This is a genomic window from Sphingobacterium sp. UBA865 (assembly GCF_002295765.1).
Classification (GTDB): domain Bacteria; phylum Bacteroidota; class Bacteroidia; order Sphingobacteriales; family Sphingobacteriaceae; genus Sphingobacterium; species Sphingobacterium multivorum.
This window is the reverse complement of record NZ_DBGB01000042.1, coordinates 151,429-173,234: the sequence shown is the minus strand read 5'-3', so window position 1 is coordinate 173,234 and position 21,806 is coordinate 151,429. Positions and strand designations below refer to the sequence as shown.

Below are 21,806 nucleotides of genomic sequence, written 5' to 3'. Positions count from 1 at the left end.
ATTACGCCTTGATCTCCCGATCCACCATATCCTTCATTTTATCCAATACAATGGCAAGATCTTTTGCTCGGCCGGAAATCTTGGAAAGCAGGATTCCGCCTTCAACCATAGCCATAAACGTAATAGCATAATTTTCGGTAGAAATATGCTGTTTAAATTCGCCGCTGGCAACTCCTTCTTCAAGGATTAGAATTAACTGTTGTCTCCATAGGTCAAAAGAGCGTTTGACTTTAGGTGTTAGAAAAGACAGCGAGTCATCGGCCTCTACAGCCGCGTTCATCATAGGACAGCCTCCTGAAGCTGCGATATTTTTGAAATTTTCCTTGTAGAAATCTAGAAAAGACAAGAGTTTTTTTAACGCTGTTTTTTGCTGTATAATCTGCTGATTAACGGCTTCGGCGATTTTTTTGCTCTGATAGGTATACACATGAGTAGCCAGGTCATCTTTGTCCTTGAAATTACCATAGATACTTCCTTTTGTTAATCCTGTCGCTGTCGTGATGTCCGAGAGCGAAGTCGCAAAATAGCCTTTCTTATTAAAAATGGGCGCAGTTTTTTCAATGATATATTGCCGTGTCTGTTCTGCTTTTGACATGTTATTCCTGTTCTTTTAATGCAAATATAAAAAATACTTTTTGGTATATTAGTAATTTGTGCAGGAATGTCTTAGAAATTGGTTTTACTTCGCCTTTGAAATGCGATAGGTACAGCGAGGCGCGTTTTCGATGATGTATTCTGTTCTACAGATGCGAAAGGCCGGACCGATGAGTTGCTGGAAATTATTCAGTTCTGACCGGCAAAATCCCTGACATTCGGTCGCTGCGGCACATATGGGGCAGTGATTTTCAATGAGAAGATAATCGTCGGCTTCTTTCCTCCATTCAGCCATATAGCCTTCCTCTGTTCTTTTTGCGGCTATAATTTCAAGTTTTTTTTCGATGGATTCAATACCTGATAGCGCTTCAGTATATTTCTGATATACCTTAGACTCCCGGTCACTAATCAGTAGATCCAACGCATTCTCGCCAAGCACCTGTTTAATCGACTGCAACAATTGTACTGTAATGTCGGCATGACTATCTGGGAATCTTGCCATACCCTGTGGCGACAGACTGTAATAAGTCGAGGGGCGGCCTATACCTTCGCTACGGGCATTGGATACGATCAGGTTTTGATTCGCGAGGTTCAATAAATGTTTACGGGCGCCTTCTTTTGTTATCGCCAACGCTGTTGCAATCACAGCTGCTGTGGCTTCTCGGCGCATTTTTAATAACATCAATATTCGATCAGCTGGACTTTTCTGCATTTGACAATAAAAAAGTTGTTTTATGTACTACCAACAAAGATAGCATTTTTATTTTTTGTTCTAAAAAGTGTTTCAGATACAGGTTTAGTCTTTTCGAATTTAGTTTTATGACTTTAATAAAACAACTGTTTAGTTGTTTTATTAAAATTGATTCTCTAGTTTTGACTTATCATAAAAAACAATAAAACTATGCACAAATTTCAATTACCCCAGTTATCATATGCCTATGCGGCGCTTGAACCTTATTTTGATCGCGAGACCATGACGATTCATCATCAAAAGCATCATCAAGCTTATGTCGACAACCTAAATAAGGCATTGGAAGGATCGGAAAGCGAAGCTGACACGCTATTGGATATACTCACAAACATAAGTACATATAGCCCAGCAGTCCGCAATAATGGCGGCGGTCACTTTAACCATACGTTATTTTGGGAAATCTTATCGCCCAATCCAAAAACGGTACCTACAGGGAAGTTAGCAGATGAGATAAATGCAGCCTTTGGTTCTTTAGAAGAGCTCAAAGCCAATATCAAAAATGCGGGGCTTGGGCAGTTCGGTTCGGGTTGGTCCTGGCTTTATGTTAAGCATTCCGGTGCCTTAGCTGTCGTCGCAACCGCCAATCAGGATAATCCCCTGATGGATACACAATCGATCGGCAGGGGTTTTCCTATTTTGGGTGTCGATGTTTGGGAGCATGCCTATTATTTGAAATATCAGAATAAAAGGGCCGATTATTTAGATGCATTTTGGTCGCTTTTGGATTGGTCTGTTGTTGAACAAAAATACGATGCCGTGATTGCAGGCTTGGTTTGATATGTTTATAAATAAAGTTGAAAACACTGGTATATTGGCTTTAGATCTGATTGATTTTAAGTCCAATCTCGCCATCCAAAGTTTTGACATCAAAACATTGTTGTATCGGGAAGCAATCGTGAAAGAAAAGGAATTCCGAGAAGCGTTGACCGCGGTGGACTGGTCTGCTTTCCGAAATCAGGCGGTTGCTATCAACTGTTCTGTCGACGCAATTATCCCGCCTTGGGTCTATATGACCCTGGCGGAAAAACTTCATCCTGTTGCAGCGTATTACGATTTTAAGACGGTAGAGGCTTTGGAAATAGATTTGTGGATACAGGCTTTGCAAGCAATGGATCTATCGCATTTTCAGCAGCAAAAGGTTGTCATACGGGCCCGTCCGAATATCCCGGCGTCACTTTATATGTTGGCGACGGAACGTTTGATTCCTATTGTGCAGACCTTGATGTATGGTGAGGTTGGTATGCCAAAAGTTATTTTTTAAAAAAGGGAAAGTATAATGAAAGCATTAATATTCAATGGCGCCTTGGAAAGAAGGCAAGAATCTACTTCGGGAAAATTGTCACACTATTTTTCCGACCAACTAAACCAACGAGGTGTTGAAAATACGATTTTTAACCTGGCTGATAGCGGAATACCCTTATTTGATTTGAGCCTCAATCGGGTACCCAATGCCGTCAAGATTATGAATAACCAGTTTCTGGAAGCGGATGTACATTTTTGGTTGTCTCCACTTTATCATGGTAGTGTTCCCGGTGTCATGAAAAATTGTTTGGATTGGCTTGAGGTCAGTGCTAAAAATAAACCGGCTTACCTGACGGATAAACATATCGGACTGGTTTGTTGGGCCGATGGTGTACACGCACTACAGGGCATTAATGCAATGGATGCTATCGCGAAGTCGCTCCGCGCCTGGACATTGCCTTTTAGTGTGCCTATGATGAAATCTATGCTTTTTGAGCCGGATAATCCACATGTGGTATCTTCGGCTTACCAATGTAAGCTTGACTTGCTGATCGATATTGCTACCAAAAAGAGCAGCGAATATCATTGATAAAAAGCCTCTCGATCGCTCGAGAGGCTTTTTTATCAACGGAAGATGTTTTAGCCTATATTTAAATAGACTGGCCAAATCCTGTATGGAAAATTAATTTCAAAAAAGTAGAAGAATATCTTTAGCAATTCATCGCGGAGATATATCTTTGTTTTTTGGATCCGCTAATTGCCTTTGCGGTTTTCCGACCTACGTTTTCTACTGTCGACTTTGACGAAGCCGGATCGACCGCAAATTTAGACGTAGGGAGAAGTCTTGAACCACCATCAGACTTTCTTGTTGCATATTATGAAACCATTGGCTGAAAAGGCCCCATTTAGTTTAATTGTTTAAATGATTAAGAAATTGGATTAATAATGTTTCAGTTGAAAGAGTTAACGAAGATAATTGCCTTTTTTATAGTATACTTTACTGTGCATCTTGTAACTGCACAGAGTTTTCTGCCATTGGATGAGAATAAATATCGATCTGATGCGGAAAGGTTATTGCTGTCGAGTTCGGATGACAGTGTGAAGGCGATGCAGTATTTTTATTTGGCAGATTACTATCGATTTAGGGATACGACCAAATTTTGGGATCATATGCGGGCGGGGGAGCGTTTCGCCAAACCATTCCGGAGTTTACAGGCGATGGGGGCACTCTACAAAAGCTTTTATTATGGACAATTTCTGGATAGTAAAAATGCCGGAATTGAAGCCCAACGATGTGTAGACCTCCTTGGAAATGCGCAAAAACCTTTTCAGCAGGGCCTTTTGGCCAAAGCTTGGTATAATCTGGGCTTGATTCGATTTCCTAAAAAAGGATTTGCTGATTTTCTGGATATCCTAAACGGGAAGTGCCTGCCTTATGCCAAAGCACATGACCCCATCATGGAAGGTAGTATAAATACGATGATCGGCATGACCTTTATGTCGTCCAATCAGCTTGCAAAAGCTGATGAATATCATCAATTGGCCATCAAGCAACTCGAGCAGCAACCGCCGAGTACAGCACTTGTGGTGGCTTATCTCAATACAGTCAGCAATTATTGCTATCAGGTGAAATCTAAAGAAGCAAGAGTGCTACTGGATAAAGTCAAACAGCTCTTGAAAGATTATCCAAATTCTTCGCAATTACCCAATTACTATTACAATGAGGCGCTTTATTTTACCACAAAGCAACAGACTGATGAAGCCCTTCGTCTGCTGGATATCGGGTTGGATTGGTCGGTGAAAATGAACAATTGGAAATTATTCCAGATGATGCGGTTCAGAAAGTTTAATGTGTATCTCCTGCAGAAAAAGTATGCTGATGCTAAACTACAGTTGGAGGAAATCGTAAAAAATGGATTATTAACGCGAGATCTTTACAACAGTAAAATTGTGTACAGTCAACTGGCGGCTGTAAATGAGCTGATGGGTAATTATCAGGATGCGCTGAAAATGTCCAATAAGGCAAATCAGCTATCCGACAGTATTCAGAAGGTCCAATTGTTGGAGAAAATGAATGAGATGGAAGCAAAATATAAAACCGTAGAAAAAGAAAAAGAGATTCTGAATCTGCGCGCAGAAAAGGAACGCAACCAATTTCGGATTTTCCTCGTTTTGGGTATTGCCGTTTTGCTTTTCTTTATTGTGCTATTTGTTACTTTTTCCTATCGAAAACAAAGGAAGCTTAATACACAGATACAGCTCAATCACGAAATCGCATTGGACAAAATGGAAAAGGAAAAGCAGTTGCAAATTTCGGAATCGATGCTAAAAGGAGAGGAGCAGGAGCGTCAGCGTATTGCCCAAGATCTGCACGATAGCATAGGTGGCATGTTGACAGGTTTAAAATTTAAGATTGCCGGCGATGTGGCAAAGAGTACGCTCTTGACAGATGAAGTGCCGCAGAAGTTGAACGATATTTTAGGTGAAGTAAGACGGATATCCCATAACCTGATGCCCGAATCGCTGCGTCAGTTTGGATTGATAGCAGCATTGGAGCAATTGTGTATGGCGATGAAAAATAGTAACGTTTCGATCCAGTTTGAGAACTACGAGCCTGAATTGAATGTGGACTTTCAAAAGGGGTTGGCCCTGTATCGAATTGTTCAAGAAGCTATTTCAAATGCACTAAAGTATGCAAATGCAGATTCAATTATCGTTCAGGTAAGTAAATCTGAGGAAGTACTCCATATCCTCGTTGAGGATAATGGCAAAGGCTTTGATTCTGCTGTGTTAAATTATGGATTGGGTTTAAATAATATGGTCAACAGGGTGAAATGGATCAATGGATCAATTGATATTCAGAGTAAGCTTGGATCTGGAACGCAGATCGAAATTGGTGTAACGGTTTAAATAAGCGGAGTCATGAAGATAATTGCAGTGTTAGACGATCATCCCTTATTGTTGGAAGGTGTCGCTTCTTTTCTCAATAATCAGGATGGGTATCTCGTATACCCCTTTTTGGAAGAGATTGCGTTAATTGAATTTTTAAAGATCACGGGGGCCGATCTCATCCTGATGGATATGCAGCTGTTAAAGACAAATGGGGTGGATGTCTGTACACAGGTGAGGAAACTGTTTCCGATGATTCCCATTGTTGCATTGAGCAATTTAGCCGATGGAAACCTTATTTTTCAGTTTATGCAGGCTGGTGGAAATGGCTATATCTTAAAGGATGTTACCAACGAAGAATTCCTGCGCTGCGTAGAGCTCGGGCTCGATGGGAAAGAGGCCGTTTGTGATCGGGCAAAAGAACTTTATCGTGGTGCAATTTCGACGATCAGCGGTCTACCTCGGCTTACACAGCGTGAAAAAGAGATTTTGACGTTGATCTCCAAGGGACTTACGACCAACCAAATTGCTGAACAGTTGTTTTTAAGTCCAGTTACGGTTGAAACGCATCGACGCAATCTCCTGACTAAATTCAAAGTTAAAAATATGATTGAGCTCGTACAGCTGGCAATGAAACATAAGTTGTTGGGACTCGAATAGAGACCGCTCTTAATGTTCGCCGTAACCCACGTCATCCAGCTTACCTTTGAAGACCCTAAATTGGATGATAAAATAGGCAATCACCAGAATTGCGGCAAACATAAACCAGCCTAAACCTACGGAAAGACCATATTCATGCGCCGCCGCATTTTGAATCGTCAAGGAGGGGTTTACGTCATTCGTTGAAGGCAATACTATCGGGAACATGGAAGCAACGGTCGTCGCAAAGCTCCCTAGGATGAACAGCGATGAAAATAGGAAGCCAATACCATCTTTTTTAAAGGTTTTGATCCAAAATTGTCCAAGTAATCCAACGGCAGCTATCACAGGGAATATCCATAGCCAATAATGATTTTGAAGATTGTTAAGGGAGATGGGTTTCACATAATGCCATACATAGGCCGATAGTATGACGAGAATAAGCAAGACAAAGTTGAGCTTAAAAACAATGTTCTTTAGTCTCGTGTTCAATGTACTGGATGTTTTCAGAATGACCCAGCCTGCGCCGTGGATGGTTAATGTAACGACGGCAACTAAACCTAATATGATAGTGAACCAGTCTATGATGCCTTGATGTTGGGCTAATGGGTCAAATGTCGGGTTCCAAAGTGCCAAGAAGAAATAGTGCGGCTCTTGGGTAGATACACCATTCTCTACCATACCCAGGTTTACTCCGCGAACGACATTGCCCAGCGCGGCGCCAAAGAAAAGTGCCAGCAACAGGCTTGCGAGGCCGAAAGCCTTATCCCATAAAGCTTCCCAAAGACGATGATGAACCTGACCTCTGAGTTCAAGACTTATTGCTCTAAAAATAAGTAACCAAAGTACAAGCATTAGGGGAAGGTAGAAACCACTGAAGGAGGAGGCGTAGAGTGTGGGGAAAGCAAAAAATAGGACACCACCAGAGGCGATGAGCCAGACTTCATTGGCATCCCAAAACGGCCCAATTGAGTTGGTAACAGCTTTTTTCTCCTGTTCGGTCTTAGCAAAGAATAAATGGATAATTCCCGCTCCAAAATCGTACCCATCGAGTACGATATAAATTCCCAGCATAAAAGTTAATACGATAAACCAGAATATTTCCATAGCTAATTAGGTTAATGCAACTGTCGTTTCAGGACCTTTTCTAATGATCTTCAAGACTAACATCAGAAATAACAAGCCCAAAAAAATGTACAAACCGACGAAGCCGAGAAAGGTAAATAATGTATTTCCGGAAGATACGGTAGGGGATACACCGTCTACCATTCGCATGAGATTATAAACAAGCCAAGGTTGCCGTCCCAGTTCAGCTGTATACCAACCTGCAGTATTCGCGATGTATGGAAAAGGAATCATAAACATGATGATCCACAATAACCATTTCGTTTGATACAATTTGTTCCGCCAAAGCAGTAGCGCTCCCAGGACCATAATGCCGATGAATATGGTACCCAGCCCTACCATGATGTGATAACTGTAATACAGTCCGGGTACGTTGGTTGGATGTAAGGACTGGTCAAATTCATTTAATCCTTTGATTTCTGCATCCCAGCGCTGGTAGGTGAGGAAGCTCAAGACATTCGGCACCGCTATTTTATTGTCCAGCTTTTTGTTTTCCATGTCGGGTTGGCCGACCAGGATAATCTCGGATCCGCCTTGCTCCGTTTTGAAAATGCCCTCCATGCCGGCAAAGGCTGCGGGCTGATATTTGACTACGTTTTTGGCGGCAAGGTCTCCCGTAGGAAATGCCAAAATAACCGATGAAATGGCGCCGAAGATGACGCCACTTTTAACGAATATCTTTCCAAACTTACTATGCCGGTCACTTAGGAGATAGAAAGCTCCAATAGAGGCCACAAAAAAGGAACTGGTCACCAACGAAGCGGCTTGATTATGTAAATAAGATGGCCATAACCATGGATTATTGAATAATGCACTAAAATTGTTCAGCACAAATTTGCCATTTTCAAGAATCTCATACCCAACAGGGTGCTGCATCCAGGAATGTGTGGCGATAATCAGGAAACCACTAGCCCAAGATCCAATAAAGACCATGAGTCCGGATAAAAAATGGAGCTTATGCCCCAGCAACTTCTCTCCAAAAAGAAACATCCCCAGAAATGATGACTCCAGGAAAAAGGAAAACATACCTTCCATGGCTAAGGTCTGTCCGATAATACCACCCGTAAGTTCAGAAAATTTAGCCCAGTTGGTACCAAATTGAAACTCCATGGGGATACCTGTTACAACGCCCATGGTGAAGTTAAGCGCAAAGATTTTCATCCAAAATTTGGATGCATGGTTGTAATCTTCGTTTTGTGTCCGTAGAAATTTCCATTTGAAATAGACGATCATGAGGGATAAACCCATGGTCAATTGAGGGAATAAATAATGGAATGTAATCGTAAATGCGAACTGAAGTCGATTATAGAGAATCATATCTTCCATGTAGCCGAAGTTTTGGTTAAAAGACAGCTAAATATAACCTTTTATTCGCGTATATAGCCATGAAACCGTTTTATTTTTTGATAAAATAACGGGACTTTTATTGTTTTCTGTACGCATTGTAAAATCTGAACCTCAATAGCAGATATCAATCAGCGTAATCTCTTTTTTATCTTATCTTCGCCCGAATTTAAAACGGACTTGAACGGTAGAAAAGAGCATTAGTGAAATGAAGAAAGTGCTGATTTTGATGGGTATTCTATTGATACCTATATTTTTTATTGTATTGAATAATACGGGGCGGGGTACAATCGCTAAAGATAATATTGTGTTTCGAGATAAATTATCTGATTACAATTTATTCAAAGGCAAAATTGCTGATCTTGTTCCAAACGACCAGGGAATTTCCTATGAATTAGCCTCCACCTTATTTACAGACTATACCGATAAAAAGCGCGTCATCTTTCTTCCCAGGGGAAAAAAAATGATCGCCTCAGATGATGGTTTGCCCAGCTTCCCCGATGGTACCCTAATTGCCAAAACATTTTTTTATCCGCAAAAAGATGCGGCCGGAGATGTACGACAGCAATTGCTTGAAACACGGCTGTTGATTTATAAAGACGGACAGTGGAATGCAGCAACCTATCAATGGAATGCAGCCCAAGATGAAGCTTTGTTGTTGATGGACAGTGCTTCCGTGCATGTTTCGTTTTTGGACAGCAAAGGTGACGAGCGACAAACAAATTATATTATTCCTTCACGAAACGATTGTATGGCATGCCATCGACAAGGAAATCAGCTGTTTCCGATATGTCCAAAGATCAGAAATCTGAACCGGATAATCGGTCACGATGGTGACAGCATTCAGCAACTGGTGCAGTTGACCAAACAGGGGGCTCTCGATCTGAAGTCCTTCAAAAGCTTCACGAATTTACCGAGTTATGATGACCTTGCCCAATCAACTGCAAGTCGTGCGCGAGCTTATTTGGAAATCAACTGTGCCCATTGTCACAATCCGAAAGGGACAGCCTACATGACCATGCTGGATCTTCGTTATGAAAGCCCCATGCATGAAACTGGAATTTGGTTGAAACAAGCGAAGATTATTGGACGGATGTCTACGCTTGGAGAGATGCATATGCCTCAAAAGGGAACCACCGTACTGCATGATGAAGGAATACTGCTGATTAAAACCTATCTAAAAACTTTAAAATAAGCATTCATTGCTTAACCTTAATCGGTAACCTTTTACGGCTACCAGTCTGCTTATATAGTCCCTCTGCAGGTCTCGTATATTTATTTTAAGAAAATCTATAGAATTAGTAGATTATATTAAATTTACTCCTATATTTGTGAAAAGATAACAGATCGCTGTTGAAAATATGCATTACTTTTCAGCGTGGCGTATTAACACATTATTATGGAACATATCAATATTAGTAAAAGCACATTTTTCGTAAGTATTACTGCAAAGTCTCTGAAGGCTAAATCCCCTGATGTAAGAAAGATGCGAATGTGTCATATAGGATAATTTCCCTTATCTTTTCTCAAACTGACAGCAGGGGAGGCGCTCGCTTCCCCTCATGTCTTCAAAATAAAAACAAGTTTTCGATTGGCGTTGGCACTTGTTCGTATTCACCATTAATACTTTATCTATGAAAAATCTTAGGGTACTCCGGTATTCTACCTTGTCGCTATGTTTATTGTTATCTGGCGTTGGGCATCAGGTATATGCGCAAACAGATGTTAAACCGATTGTCAATGCTTCCTTATCAGGCTATGTATATGATAGTCAACGTAAGCAGCCTATTGAAGGCGTAACCATTCAACTCGAAGCTGTAACGCATGTTGTTACAACAGATCAAAAAGGTTTTTTTCAAATTGTAACGGGACAGAAATTACCATTTTCCATTACACTCTCGCGCATTGGCTATAAGAAAAAGACCTTGTTAGTTTCCGAATCTCCCACAAAAATTGAATTAGAGCCAGTTACACAGGACCTGGATGAGGTGGTGGTTGTTGGCTATGGAACTCAGAAAAAAATCTCGTTGACCAATTCAATCGCCAGTATTGATGGTGATAAATTGACGAAAAGACCAGTTTCTAATACGCAGCAGGCTTTGCAGGGCTTATTACCGGGGGTGACTGTTCAAGACCTTGGTGGAAAACCAGGGCAATCGGCTGCCAATATTCGAATTAGAGGATTGACGACATTTAATACCAATTCGAGCAGCACCAGTGGATATGATCTCAGCAAGAATAATGCTTTGGTCATTGTGGACGGAATTGAACAACCCTGGTCCAAGTTAAACCCCAATGATATCGCTTCAATTTCAGTCCTGAAGGATGCGGCTTCCACGGCGATATATGGATCACGTGCGACCAACGGTGTAATTATTGTAACTACCAAAAGTGCAAAATCTGGACATGTTGTGATTGATTATAATGGCTACTACGCCTTACAAAAATCAATCAACACCCCAAAGCAGATGGACGCCGTATCCTACCTCCAATTGCAACAGGACGCCTACCGTAACGCGGGGCTGGCTGTGCCGGCGCGATTTACTGACGAATCAATAACGGCTTATCGGACTGCGACCGATCGCGAAAAATATCCTTTACCGAATACATGGTTTGATACACTGTTGAAAACAGCTCCTCAACAAGACCATGCCTTGTCATTCGCAGGTGGAAATGACATTCTACGTTCTAGATTGGCGGTTCGTTATAATAAACAGGATGGTATTATTGATCATTATGGCGCTGAACTGGCGGATATTAGGCTAAACAACGATTATAAAGCAAGCTCTTGGCTTAATTTTACAGGAAGTATAAACTACCGATATAGCAAAGCCGCTGAGCCTGGACGTGATCCGATCAACAACTTTCTCCATGGCTCGATGTGGGTGGTGCCTAAATATGATGATGGTACCTATGGATTGAGTACTCAAGGCAATAACCCCTTGATGCTGATTGAGAAAAGTGGTTTTAAAAAGGTTAATGAAAACTACTTAAGCTCCATCGTTAAAACCGACATTCAATTGTGGAGAAATTTGTTATTTACGTCCCAATTTGGTGTAAGAGTGAACCTAAATAATACCAAAACCTTTTTGAACGCTTTTGAAAATAAGGACCGAAATACAGGTATTGTAAAAAGTTTTCCGATCAATTCATTAAACGAAATTCGTGATAATAGCAGCGAGTATACATGGAACAATCTGTTGACCTATCAATTGGCGGTTGGGCCAAATCATATTAAGGCACTTGTTGGCTATTCACAGATTCACAATTACCAAAATTACTTGACGGCTTATCGTGAAAGATTCTACAATAATGATATCACCTCCATCGGACAGGGAGCCGATGATGCGACCAAAAACAATAATGGATATGATGTGCAGTATGGCTTGCGTTCGTTTTTTGGTCGGGTAAATTACGATTGGGATGGCAAGTATCTGCTCGAAGTGAATGGGCGTTACGATGGTTCATCCCGTTTTGCGGGCGACAAGCAATATGGTTTTTTCCCTTCGGCATCAGCAGGATGGCTCTTATCCAAGGAAAACTTTTGGGAACCTATTCGAAATTCGTTGAACGAATTCAAAGTGCGTGCTTCCTGGGGCAAGACAGGAAACCAATCGGTAGATTTGTATAGTTATTATTCTGCCCTCATTGCGGCAGGATATGATTTTGGGGGTAAATCTGTACAGGGGTATCGACTGGACAGTTATGCCAATCAGCAATTGGGCTGGGAGTCTACGATGCAGTATGATTTGGGCTTGGATGCCGCTTTCCTAAACAATCGCTTGACTTTTACCCTGGATTACTATAAAAAGGTAACTGACGATATTCTACTAAATCTGGATATTCCTGCCGTTTTGGGATTAAAGCCTTCACCCCAAAATGCGGGAACAGTACTGAATCGCGGTTGGGAATTCAGCGCAAATTATCAGAAAAGACCAAGTGCGCCTGGGGCTTTTGCTTACCAGCTGAATGGAAATTTAAGTATCAACCATAATGAAGTAACCGATCTAAAAGGTACTGGACCCTACATTGCCGGATCGGATATTGACCCAAGGTATATTATTGCTAAAGGACTTCCGATCAACACACTTTGGGGATATAAGACCGATGGTCTCTTTCAGTCTGCGGAGGAAATTCAAGCTTATGGCGCTATGTATGCTACAAATACGAAGCCCGGAGATGTGAAATATGTGGATTTGAACGGCGACGGGGTGATCAATGCAAATGACATGGCCGCTATTGGCAACTCTTTCCCCAAATATACCTTCGGAATAAATGGGAGTTTCACCTTTAAGAATTTTGATCTTGATCTGCTCTTTCAAGGTGCAGCAAAAGTCGATACCCGATTGTCAGGAGCATTGGCTGAGATGGGAAATCAGGAAGGCTTTACACACGAAATATTTACAAACAATTATTGGACACCAACACATACGGATGCACGCTTTCCGCGCGTGGTCAAATATGATTTGCGTAATGTCGCAACCTCGGACCGTTTAGTGGTTAACGGTTCTTACCTGCGGTTGAAAAACATACAGGTTGGATATACAGTGCCACTACATGCTATCGGAAAGACAGCAATCAACAAACTTCGGGTATACCTATCCGCGACGAATTTATGGACAATTTCAAAATTGAATGAATGGAACCTGGAGCCTGAAGCGGAATCTGGACGAGCGGTATATTATCCGCAAACCGGCCTTTATACACTGGGCGTCAATTTGACGCTGTAGTGTGATTGTTAATAATATATAATTGAAAACGAATGAAATTTTACAACTATCTATATCAAAAAAGAAACCTGATTTTCAGTTTCGGACTGTTTTCGCTTATGCTGATTAGCTGTGATAAGAATCTGTTAGATGCTGTACCTACCGACCGCCAGTCGGAAAATATATTTTGGAAGAGCCAAGCCGATGCGGAGCTAGCTGTAAATGCGCTCTACAACGACCTGGATGGAGCAGAAATCTTCTATTCCGATGCATTGACGGATATAGCCCATGTCAATCAGCCTTTCGCTGTGGATGCCTATATTGAATTGGGTACCTATGATGCTTCAAGTTCTCGGTTGTACAACACCTGGAGCAGTGCCTATAAAGGAATCGGTGCAGCCAATTACTTTTTGGCGAATGTTGGTAAAATCGAGGGCAGCAAAGATGAAACATTGATTGCTCGATATATCGGCGAAGCGCGCGTGTTAAGAGCCTATCAATATATCAAATTGGCCTATTTATTCGGTGCAGTTCCTCTGGTAAAGGCACCATTGACACTACAGGAAGGAAGAGAAGTACAACAAGCGACGCTATCTGAAATCTATGATTTTATCGACAGCGAATTGGAACTGGCTGCGGCAAGTTTGCCTGAAAGCTACTCCAGTAACGATATCGGACGCATAACCCGTTGGGCCGCATTGGGCCTGAAAGCCCGGTCGGATTTATATGCAGGACGTTTTGCAGCAGCAGCAAAGGCAGCAAAAACGATTATCGATGGCAAACGATTCGAGCTTTACCCTTCGTACGCAAATCTGTTTACGTATGCAGCTGAAAATAACAAAGAGGTATTGTTGGATAAGCAATTTCTGGAGAATATATACACGCAAAGTGTCTTTAACCTCTTAGCCTCCTATAGCCAACAAAATGGGCAGAGTACCTATGTGCCTACCAAAGCCTTGGTCGATAGCTATACCACATCCAAAGGCGATTTAATTACGGATGCCAATAGTGGTTATGATCCCAAAAATCCCTATAAAAATCGTGACCCGAGGCTTGCTTTTTCAATTTTTTTGGATGGCGATCCACTTCCAAATGGAGCAATTTTTCATCCAGCACCAAATAGTGGGACTGCCGATGCTGTGGGGAGCACCTATATTGCTTCTACAACAGGTTTCAATATAAAGAAGTATATCGATAAAAAGGATTTGGCAAACCCTTCTAAAAGTGGCTTGAATATTATACTATTACGTTATGCTGAGATATTATTGACCTATGCGGAAGCAAAAATTGAGCTCGGCGAAATTGATGGCAGTGTTTACGATGCCATCAACCAAATTAGAAATTCACGAACGGATGTAAAACTTCCAATAACAAGTAATCAAGCAAATCAGGAGCAACTTCGCCAGTTGGTTCGTCGCGAGCGTACGGTGGAACTGGCATTTGAGGGGTTGCATCTCGCGGATATAAGACGATGGAAAACTGCTGAAAAGGTTGTTCCTGGTAAAGTGTATGGCATCACCTATCAAAATAATAACGGAGAGGCAGTTGTCGTTGAAGCAGCCTCTGAAAGCCGTGTTTTTGATGCGAAAAAGCATTATCTCTGGCCCATTCCACAACGGGAAATTAACCTCAATCCGAATTTAAAACAGAATCCAAATTGGTAAAAATTGTTATCTTGTGGTACGAATCCAATTAACTCATACAACTATGATGCGATACACTAAATTTATGACCGCTATGGCTTTATTTTTACTGGTGGCTTTTGCCAATGCCCAGCAAAAAAAGCCTAATATTATCTTAATTTTGACCGATGATCTCGGATATAGCGACATTGGCTGTTATGGAAGTCCGAATATTTCAACCCCCTTTTTGGATTCGATCGCCAGTAAGGGCGTGAGAGCAACAAACTTTATGGTTTCTACGCCCTCGTGTACACCTTCAAGAGCTTCTTTATTAACCGGGAGATATGCTTCACGTTATAATCTTCCAGCACCAATCGGTCCAGGCTCAGATTTAGGCTTGCCTGATGAGGAGGAAACGATTGCCGAATTATTAAAAAAGGTAGGCTATCGGACAGCATTGGTCGGAAAATGGCATTTAGGAGATAAACAAACTTACCATCATCCTAATCAGCAAGGCTTCGATTCTTTTTATGGCATGCTGTATAGCCACGATTACCGCGATCCTTATGTAAAGACCGACTCTGTTATTAAGATCTTCCGGAATCGGAAACCTGAAGTCGTGGCACCCGACGATTCGGATCTGAGCGCACTTTATCACAAAGAAACAGTGAAGTTTATTGAAAATCAAGATAAAGATCATCCATTCTTTTTATACTATGCGCATAATTTTCCACATCTTCCTTTGGCATTTGCCAACAAAAAGAACCGATTTGCAGATCAGCAAAATGCAGGCCCTCTGGGTGCGGTGATGCAGGAGCTGGATCATAATTTTTCGGAGCTCTGGAAAACGGTTGAGCGAAAAGGCCTCGCCGATAACACCATTTTAATTTTTTCAAGTGATAATGGTCCCTGGATAGCTTATCCATCGCGAATGTCTGACGATCACGCTACAAAGAACTGGCATGTGGGTACTGCAGGTGTCTTCAAAGGTTCTAAAGCCGAAACAACAGAAGGTGGCGTCCGTGTACCGTTCATTGTTTATGGAAAGGGCTATGCCCAAGAAGGGAAAGTTCTTCGACAGGCAATTAGCAACTTGGATGTGTTGCCGACCATCGCCAAATGGACCGGTGCATCATTGCCGAAGAAATCTATCGATGGTCAAGCGATCGATTCTTTATTGAACGGCAAATCGGAAGATTTAAAAACAGCACATAGACCAATATTTTTAGTGAATTATGGACATGTTGAGGCGGTTCGGTCAGGTGACTGGAAGTATCGTCGGATAGCAGGCGGAGTGAATCAGATTTCGGGTAAACCCTATGATGCTATTGAAGAACTACATAACATTGCCTGGGATCCGAGTGAAAGAACGAATGTTTTAACGGAATATCCAGAAAAAGCGGCGGAATTGCGTTTATTGTTTGAAAGCTTTGATGGGAATATGGAGTAGCTAGAAATAGCAATGACTAAACATAGACATCGTTAAACATAGACAAGGCGGCACTTATTTTCGAAGTGTCGCCTTGTTTTTTTATAGAGATGCAATAGATTTAAAGCAATTCAAACTCTTTTTCTTTGACATCACGGCTGTTGGGACCAATGTAGACTTTGAAAGTTCCTGGTTCGGCAACGTAATTCAGATTGTTGTCAAAAAATTTGAGATCATTTACTTTGATGTTAAAGTTTACCGTTTTTTGCTCTCCTTTTTTGAGGAATATTTTTTGAAAGCCTTTTAATTCTTTTACAGGACGCGTGACAGAACCAACAACATCCTGGATATAGAGCTGCACGGTTTCTTCCGCATCATAGTTTCCTGTATTGCAGATGTCGATACTTGCTAGCAGCGTACCTTTATCGTCAATTGTGTTGCGGTCAAGACGAATTTCACCATAGGTAAACGTCGTATAACTTAATCCATAACCAAAAGGGTAGAGTGGGGAATTGCTTACATCGAGATAATTTGATTTGAATTTTTCAAAATCGCCCGAGTTTCCGTAGGGTCTACCGGTGTTTTTATGCGCATAATAGATCGGAATCTGACCAACATTGCGTGGGAAGGTGGCGGTAATCTTACCTGAAGGAACGACGTCCCCAAATAAGACATCGGCTACTGCTTTTCCTGTTTCCGTTCCGCCAAACCACACATTTAATATGGCTGGTACGTGAGCATCTTCCCAGGTAAGCGTAAGTGGTCTACCCGTAAATAACACCAATACAACTGGTTTTCCTGTTGCCAGTAATGCTTTTAACAGGTTCTGTTGATTTTTCGGAATGTCCAATTCGGAGCGACTGGAGCTTTCACCCGACATTTCTGATGATTCACCAAGGGCAGCCACGACCACATCCGATTGTTGAGCAACTTTTACAGCGTCTGCGATGATCTCCTCTTCTTTTCGGGAATCGCGTGTTATGGTACGGCCAAACATGGTTGCATGCTTTTGGTAAATTGGATCTTCCAACAGATTGCTGCCCAGGTGTGTGAGGATATTGACTTGATTACCCAACACGGCTTTCATTCCCTCCACTAAAGAGGCTGTTTTGTCCAATTCAGCACTGACACTCCACGTTCCGGGCATATTTGGACCTGAATTGGCTAATGGACCAATGACAGCAATTGTACCTGTTTTTTTTAATGGAAGTGCTTGGTTTTCATTTTTCAGCAAGACAAAAGATTTTGCTGCAATTTCCCGGGCTTTTGCATGATTGGCAGCCGATCCGATTACAGTTTTTGCCCGTTTTTCGTCACAATAGCGGTAGGGATCGTCAAATAAGCCTAATTTATACTTGGCTTTCAAAACAAACCGGCAGGCCCTATCGATGTCTGCTATTTTGACCTTGCCCGCATCTAAAGATTTTTTTAGTGTCGTCAGAAACCCTTCACCAACCATATCCATATCAACGCCAGCATTCAGGCTTAAGGCCGAGACCTGTTGGAGGTCACCGAGGCCATGTGCTGTTAATTCGTTTACAGCAGTGTAATCAGTTACGACCAATCCTTTAAAGCCCCATTGCTTACGTAACACATCCGTCATTAACCATTTATTTGCCGAGGCAGGGACACCATTGATATCGTTAAAAGAAGTCATGATACTTCCTGCTCCCGCATCTATCGCTGCTTTATAAGGAGGTAGATATTCGTTGTACATGCGGTGAAGGCTCATATCCGTGCTATTGTAATCACGACCACCTTCGGCTGCACCATATAAGGCGAAATGTTTGACACAGGCCATCATGGTGTTATGTGCTGCCAGGTTATCCCCTTGGAAGCCATGGACGATGGCTTCTGCAACTCGCGAGCTTAGATAGGTATCTTCACCCGCACCTTCGGAAATACGGCCCCAGCGTGGATCGCGCGAGATATCGACCATGGGCGAAAATGCCCAATTAATTCCATCAGCGGTAGCTTCTTCGGCGGCAATACGTGCCGATTGTTGAATCAAGTTCATATCCCAGGTAGCAGCAAGACCTAAGGGAATTGGGAATACCGTACGATAACCGTGAATGACATCCATTCCAAAAATGATGGGTATTTTTAAGCGGGATTGCTTGACGGCTATTTCTTGCGTTTTGCGAATTTTCGCTGGTGTGCTCATGCTGAAAATACCACCGATTTGGCCGTTTCTAATTTTGGTATCCACATCGGTGGATACAGTGGTTCCAGTTGTCGCTTCGCCACCGGTTACCAAATTAAGTTGTCCAATCTTTTCTTCGACAGTCATCTTAGCCATTAGCTGATCAATGAATGTGTCCATTTTCGGATTAAATTGCGCTGGACTTGTATGCCAGGCGAGCAATGCAAGAAGGAAAGTACCTACTACTTTTTTCATCGTATTATTTTTTTGTGCGCGTGGATTTTGCTTTCCGCGCAATAGGGTAAGTTTATGTCAAGTGCTCAAGATGATCCCTGAGTTTTCTTGATCAGATGTCCTGTTATTTTCGTGGAAGGAACCATTTTCAACGTGTGACGGATTGAAAATGATTCCATAGGCCACTACTTTAAATAAGGACTGGTAAAACCGAGTTTCTTTAGTCCTTGTTGAATTTCTGGAGCCTGCATAAATAGGTCCCAGATTTTTCCGGTTCTGTAGTTTTCGATCATGACAATAATAGGCCCCTGATCGATGGCTAAATAACGTTGTGGATACCAATTTGCCGTTTCACTGTAGGCATCATAGTAGCCATATTTACCCCAGATTTTATTGCCGAGCTGATTGTTTAAATACTGTGCAAATTGCATGCTTTCATGTGGGGTGTAGGGCATAGACGATAAAGCCGCTGTAGGGGAGATCACACCTGGATCGTTGTCTGGATGATGTGCATCGTATCCGTTGATGGAATAGCTGGCCGTCCAGCCCCAACCTTTCGTTGAACCATAACCTTTGTAACCTTTTGGGTTCAGATCTGCGTATGCCAAATTGATCTTAACATGATTGCTTGTCGCTTCCCAATAATCTGCGTATTGGTCTTTTAATCCTTTGGGGCTCAATCCTAGATAGGAGTAATGTTCCCAGAAGAGCGGGCCCACTTCACCTTCTTTGGCATTGTGCTTTAGCACGAGTGGAATGTCATATTTTTTAGCGGAGCTTTTAATTGCACCAGATCTTGCCCATCCCTCGTGATACACCTGGGGTGCAATCGGATAAGTAGGGGAAGAGGCTGCCAAAATGTAGGTAATAAGACACTCGTCATATCCTCTGACGGGATGATTTTGCTGGAAGTTAAATTTAGGGCTCCAATGCCAATAAATAACATTTTGTCCGTTTGTATAGTGATTCCAATTGATTTCTTTCCATAGCTTATCTGCTTTTTGAGCGATTAGTTGGGCGGAATCACCTTTATCTTTTAGATACTCCCGAATTGCGATTAATCCCTGCGCTAAGAAAGCCGTTTCAACAATGTCGCCACCGTTATCTTTTTCACTGAACGGTTTCGCTGTACCCAGTTCTCCATCGTACCAGTGTGCCCAAGCTCCTTTAAACCGTTCGATTTTGCCTAGATAATCCATTATGTGATTCAACTTTTGAATGCCTTGTTCCTGGCTGATAAAACCACGTTCCATCGCGACGATCATACCCATGAGTCCGAAGCCACTACCACCTATGGTCACGACATTACGATCATTTTGGGTGTATACACCATCCATATGGATGCGTTCTCTAGCGAGACCAGAAGTTGGTTCGGCGCCCTCCCAAAAATATTGAAATGTATGTTGCTGAATAGTGGTCAATAGCGAATCTTCATTGATCTTGCTTCCGCTAGTTGAATCAATTTTTGAGGGACTGTCTGGACTGCTATTAGCAGTGTTTTGGCACGAACTGCTGAGAATAAGCGCCAAAGCTATACCGCTAAGTGCTGGATATGCTATTCGTTTTCTCATGGATATGTTGTTTAATTCTTGAAAAAATGTTCAAACGACCTATGGTCGTTTGAACTGCGTTATTTTGTGTAAATGATTACCAACCGGTATTTTGAGGCATTTCTGGTGTCTGGATACGTTGATTCTCTGGAATTGGAAAAAGCAACATTTTATCTTGGAAAGTTTTTCCATTGGCAGCCATGGCTGTTTTTGCCTGTTTTGTACGCACCAAATCAAACCAACGGTCGTGTTCAAATGCCAATTCAAGACGTCTTTCTTTCCAGATCAATTGACGGAGCTGCGCTTGGTCGGTTGTCGTTACGTTGGCTAATTTTACACGTGTGCGCACGGTATTCAATGCATTCAGCGCTTCACTGCTATTGCCAACCTCATTTGCGGCTTCGGCCAGGATAAGATAAATTTCACCCAGACGGAGGTAACGTACGTTTTTATCACCGTCAGCGGCACCTCCATTTGCTGAGGAATACGCTTTTTCATTATACATTGGATTTTCTACACCATTGTCAATCAGACGGCCATCATAGAGGGTTTCACCTCTGAAAATAATTGTAGCATCCCGGCGAATATTATCTTTTTCGGCATTGAATGCATCCAATAGATTTTGACTTGGGATATTAAAACCCCAGCCTAAATTGACTGCTCCACCACGAGGCGCTTGCACTTGACTATATTGTTGGATGCCATGGGCAATTGAACTACCTCGGGCCTGCCATTCAAAGAGCGATTCAGGACCATTTTCACCTTCTAATCGCCAGATTTTCGCATAATCAGTCTCTAAGCTATAGCCACCGGAATTGATAACAGCTTTTGCCATATCAGCAGCTTGTTGCCACTTCCTTTCGTATAAATACACCTTCGATAGCAGCCCTTGTGCAGCACCTTTGGTTGCTCGGCCCAAATCTTTTGCAGCATAGGCAGATTTGACGGGCAAGTTATCAATAGCAAATTGTAGGTCTGCTTCAATGTAGGCGTATACTTCAGCTGCGGGTTCTCTCTTTATCAAATCACGGTCTTGGATAGGCACATCACCCCATCCACGTACAAGGTAGAAATAATTTAACGCCCTTAGAAAGCGCGCCTCACCAATTAATCTATTTTTATAAGCAGCATCAGTCAGTCCGGCTTTTTCAATAAATTCAATTGCTTGAGAAGCACGACCGATTGATTTGTACCATCTAACCCAAAGGGCTTGGAACGAACCAGCTGTTGAGGTATAAGTCAGGTTATCCAAAAGCAACTTATCACCTCCCGCATCAGTGGATGAACTGCCTTTGTCAGCGTTATCCGATATGATTTCAGTAATTCCTAAGAAAGAGAAGCTGTAATCCCACTCCGTAAACATACCGTAGATACCATTTACGAATTGCTCTGGGGTATAAGGAGTTTCGCTATCATCGGCTTCAACCCTTTCTCTAGAAGGAACATCCAAAAAATTATTGTCTTTGCAACCCTGTAGTGCGATCCCCGCACTAAGTAGAATTGCTATATAAAGTTTATTGATTTTCATTACGTTG

General features: G+C 42.1%; 16 protein-coding genes. 9 read left to right on the top strand and 7 right to left on the bottom strand.

The features are described 5' to 3' along the window. Nucleotide 1: 1 nt before the first annotated feature. A complete protein-coding gene (locus tag B2O97_RS23785) occupies nucleotides 2-595 on the bottom strand; it encodes a TetR/AcrR family transcriptional regulator (protein ID WP_070569491.1) in 594 nt (197 codons plus the stop codon). Nucleotides 596-679: 84 nt separating this feature from the next. After that, nucleotides 680-1,306, bottom strand: coding sequence for a helix-turn-helix transcriptional regulator (locus tag B2O97_RS23780; protein ID WP_204990747.1), 627 nt, complete (start codon nucleotides 1,304-1,306; stop codon nucleotides 680-682). Nucleotides 1,307-1,495: 189 nt separating this feature from the next. Between B2O97_RS23780 and B2O97_RS23775 the strand changes: the two genes are divergently transcribed. The 5 genes from B2O97_RS23775 (at nucleotide 1,496) to B2O97_RS23755 (ending at nucleotide 6,136) form a co-directional block, all read left to right on the top strand. Beyond that, the gene (locus B2O97_RS23775; RefSeq protein ID WP_070569497.1) at nucleotides 1,496-2,122 is read left to right on the top strand and encodes a superoxide dismutase; all 627 of its coding nucleotides are present in this window, start codon (nucleotides 1,496-1,498) and stop codon (nucleotides 2,120-2,122) included. Nucleotide 2,123: 1 nt separating this feature from the next. Beyond that, nucleotides 2,124-2,606: a DUF2480 family protein gene (locus B2O97_RS23770; RefSeq protein WP_286768278.1), complete on the top strand. Its 483-nt coding sequence runs from the start codon at nucleotides 2,124-2,126 to the stop codon at nucleotides 2,604-2,606. A 15-nt stretch (nucleotides 2,607-2,621) separates the two neighbouring features. After that, on the top strand, nucleotides 2,622-3,176 hold the full coding sequence (locus tag B2O97_RS23765; RefSeq protein ID WP_070569503.1) for an NADPH-dependent FMN reductase: 555 nt from the start codon (nucleotides 2,622-2,624) through the stop codon (nucleotides 3,174-3,176). A gap of 365 nt (nucleotides 3,177-3,541) precedes the next feature. Beyond that, on the top strand, nucleotides 3,542-5,497 hold the full coding sequence (locus tag B2O97_RS23760; protein ID WP_172462337.1) for a sensor histidine kinase: 1,956 nt from the start codon (nucleotides 3,542-3,544) through the stop codon (nucleotides 5,495-5,497). Between the two features lie 12 nt (nucleotides 5,498-5,509). Then, complete coding sequence (locus tag B2O97_RS23755) at nucleotides 5,510-6,136, top strand: LuxR C-terminal-related transcriptional regulator (protein WP_070569509.1); 627 nt, start codon at nucleotides 5,510-5,512, stop codon at nucleotides 6,134-6,136. 9 nt (nucleotides 6,137-6,145) lie between these two features. Here the strand turns inward: B2O97_RS23755 and cydB are convergent, their stop codons facing one another. After that, nucleotides 6,146-7,222 (bottom strand): cytochrome d ubiquinol oxidase subunit II, encoded by a 1,077-nt coding sequence (gene cydB / locus B2O97_RS23750; RefSeq protein WP_070569513.1) that lies wholly within the window; start codon nucleotides 7,220-7,222, stop codon nucleotides 6,146-6,148. 6 nt (nucleotides 7,223-7,228) lie between these two features. Further along, nucleotides 7,229-8,566 carry a cytochrome ubiquinol oxidase subunit I gene (locus B2O97_RS23745; RefSeq protein ID WP_286768277.1) on the bottom strand — a complete coding sequence of 446 codons (1,338 nt, stop codon included), beginning with the start codon at nucleotides 8,564-8,566 and terminating at the stop codon, nucleotides 7,229-7,231. Nucleotides 8,567-8,792: 226 nt separating this feature from the next. On the opposite strand from B2O97_RS23745, the gene B2O97_RS23740 reads away from it, so the two are divergent. The 4 genes from B2O97_RS23740 (at nucleotide 8,793) to B2O97_RS23725 (ending at nucleotide 16,365) form a co-directional block, all read left to right on the top strand. Further along, complete coding sequence (locus B2O97_RS23740) at nucleotides 8,793-9,779, top strand: hypothetical protein (protein ID WP_070569519.1); 987 nt, start codon at nucleotides 8,793-8,795, stop codon at nucleotides 9,777-9,779. 439 nt (nucleotides 9,780-10,218) lie between these two features. Next, entirely contained in the window at nucleotides 10,219-13,314 is a 3,096-nt protein-coding gene (locus B2O97_RS23735; protein ID WP_112374157.1) for a SusC/RagA family TonB-linked outer membrane protein, read from the top strand. A 32-nt stretch (nucleotides 13,315-13,346) separates the two neighbouring features. After that, a complete protein-coding gene (locus B2O97_RS23730) occupies nucleotides 13,347-14,957 on the top strand; it encodes a RagB/SusD family nutrient uptake outer membrane protein (RefSeq protein WP_112374158.1) in 1,611 nt (536 codons plus the stop codon). Nucleotides 14,958-15,030: 73 nt separating this feature from the next. Continuing rightward, nucleotides 15,031-16,365 (top strand): sulfatase-like hydrolase/transferase, encoded by a 1,335-nt coding sequence (locus B2O97_RS23725; protein ID WP_236560160.1) that lies wholly within the window; start codon nucleotides 15,031-15,033, stop codon nucleotides 16,363-16,365. A gap of 100 nt (nucleotides 16,366-16,465) precedes the next feature. On the opposite strand, the gene bglX is transcribed toward B2O97_RS23725, so the two are convergent. The 3 genes from bglX to B2O97_RS23710 all read right to left on the bottom strand — a co-directional run bounded on the left by bglX (nucleotide 16,466) and on the right by B2O97_RS23710 (nucleotide 21,799). After that, nucleotides 16,466-18,742 (bottom strand): beta-glucosidase BglX, encoded by a 2,277-nt coding sequence (gene bglX, locus B2O97_RS23720; protein WP_286768276.1) that lies wholly within the window; start codon nucleotides 18,740-18,742, stop codon nucleotides 16,466-16,468. Between the two features lie 164 nt (nucleotides 18,743-18,906). After that, nucleotides 18,907-20,292 (bottom strand): glucoamylase family protein, encoded by a 1,386-nt coding sequence (locus B2O97_RS23715; RefSeq protein WP_115047987.1) that lies wholly within the window; start codon nucleotides 20,290-20,292, stop codon nucleotides 18,907-18,909. A gap of 76 nt (nucleotides 20,293-20,368) precedes the next feature. Next, nucleotides 20,369-21,799 (bottom strand): RagB/SusD family nutrient uptake outer membrane protein, encoded by a 1,431-nt coding sequence (locus B2O97_RS23710; protein ID WP_115047989.1) that lies wholly within the window; start codon nucleotides 21,797-21,799, stop codon nucleotides 20,369-20,371. Between the last annotated feature and the right edge of the window lie 7 nt (nucleotides 21,800-21,806).

What these genes read in the sequence shown, in the direction of transcription:
- B2O97_RS23785 (WP_070569491.1), bottom strand. Translation starts at nt 595, where the DNA reads ATGTCAAAAGCAGAACAGACACGGCAATATATCATTGAAAAAACTGCG.
- B2O97_RS23780 (WP_204990747.1), bottom strand. Translation starts at nt 1,306, where the DNA reads ATGCAGAAAAGTCCAGCTGATCGAATATTGATGTTATTAAAAATGCGC.
- B2O97_RS23775 (WP_070569497.1), top strand. Translation starts at nt 1,496, where the DNA reads ATGCACAAATTTCAATTACCCCAGTTATCATATGCCTATGCGGCGCTT.
- B2O97_RS23770 (WP_286768278.1), top strand. Translation starts at nt 2,124, where the DNA reads ATGTTTATAAATAAAGTTGAAAACACTGGTATATTGGCTTTAGATCTG.
- B2O97_RS23765 (WP_070569503.1), top strand. Translation starts at nt 2,622, where the DNA reads ATGAAAGCATTAATATTCAATGGCGCCTTGGAAAGAAGGCAAGAATCT.
- B2O97_RS23755 (WP_070569509.1), top strand. Translation starts at nt 5,510, where the DNA reads ATGAAGATAATTGCAGTGTTAGACGATCATCCCTTATTGTTGGAAGGT.
- cydB (WP_070569513.1), bottom strand. Translation starts at nt 7,222, where the DNA reads ATGGAAATATTCTGGTTTATCGTATTAACTTTTATGCTGGGAATTTAT.
- B2O97_RS23745 (WP_286768277.1), bottom strand. Translation starts at nt 8,566, where the DNA reads ATGGAAGATATGATTCTCTATAATCGACTTCAGTTCGCATTTACGATT.
- B2O97_RS23740 (WP_070569519.1), top strand. Translation starts at nt 8,793, where the DNA reads ATGAAGAAAGTGCTGATTTTGATGGGTATTCTATTGATACCTATATTT.
- B2O97_RS23735 (WP_112374157.1), top strand. Translation starts at nt 10,219, where the DNA reads ATGAAAAATCTTAGGGTACTCCGGTATTCTACCTTGTCGCTATGTTTA.
- B2O97_RS23730 (WP_112374158.1), top strand. Translation starts at nt 13,347, where the DNA reads ATGAAATTTTACAACTATCTATATCAAAAAAGAAACCTGATTTTCAGT.
- B2O97_RS23725 (WP_236560160.1), top strand. Translation starts at nt 15,031, where the DNA reads ATGGCTTTATTTTTACTGGTGGCTTTTGCCAATGCCCAGCAAAAAAAG.
- bglX (WP_286768276.1), bottom strand. Translation starts at nt 18,742, where the DNA reads ATGAAAAAAGTAGTAGGTACTTTCCTTCTTGCATTGCTCGCCTGGCAT.
- B2O97_RS23715 (WP_115047987.1), bottom strand. Translation starts at nt 20,292, where the DNA reads ATGAGAAAACGAATAGCATATCCAGCACTTAGCGGTATAGCTTTGGCG.
- B2O97_RS23710 (WP_115047989.1), bottom strand. Translation starts at nt 21,799, where the DNA reads ATGAAAATCAATAAACTTTATATAGCAATTCTACTTAGTGCGGGGATC.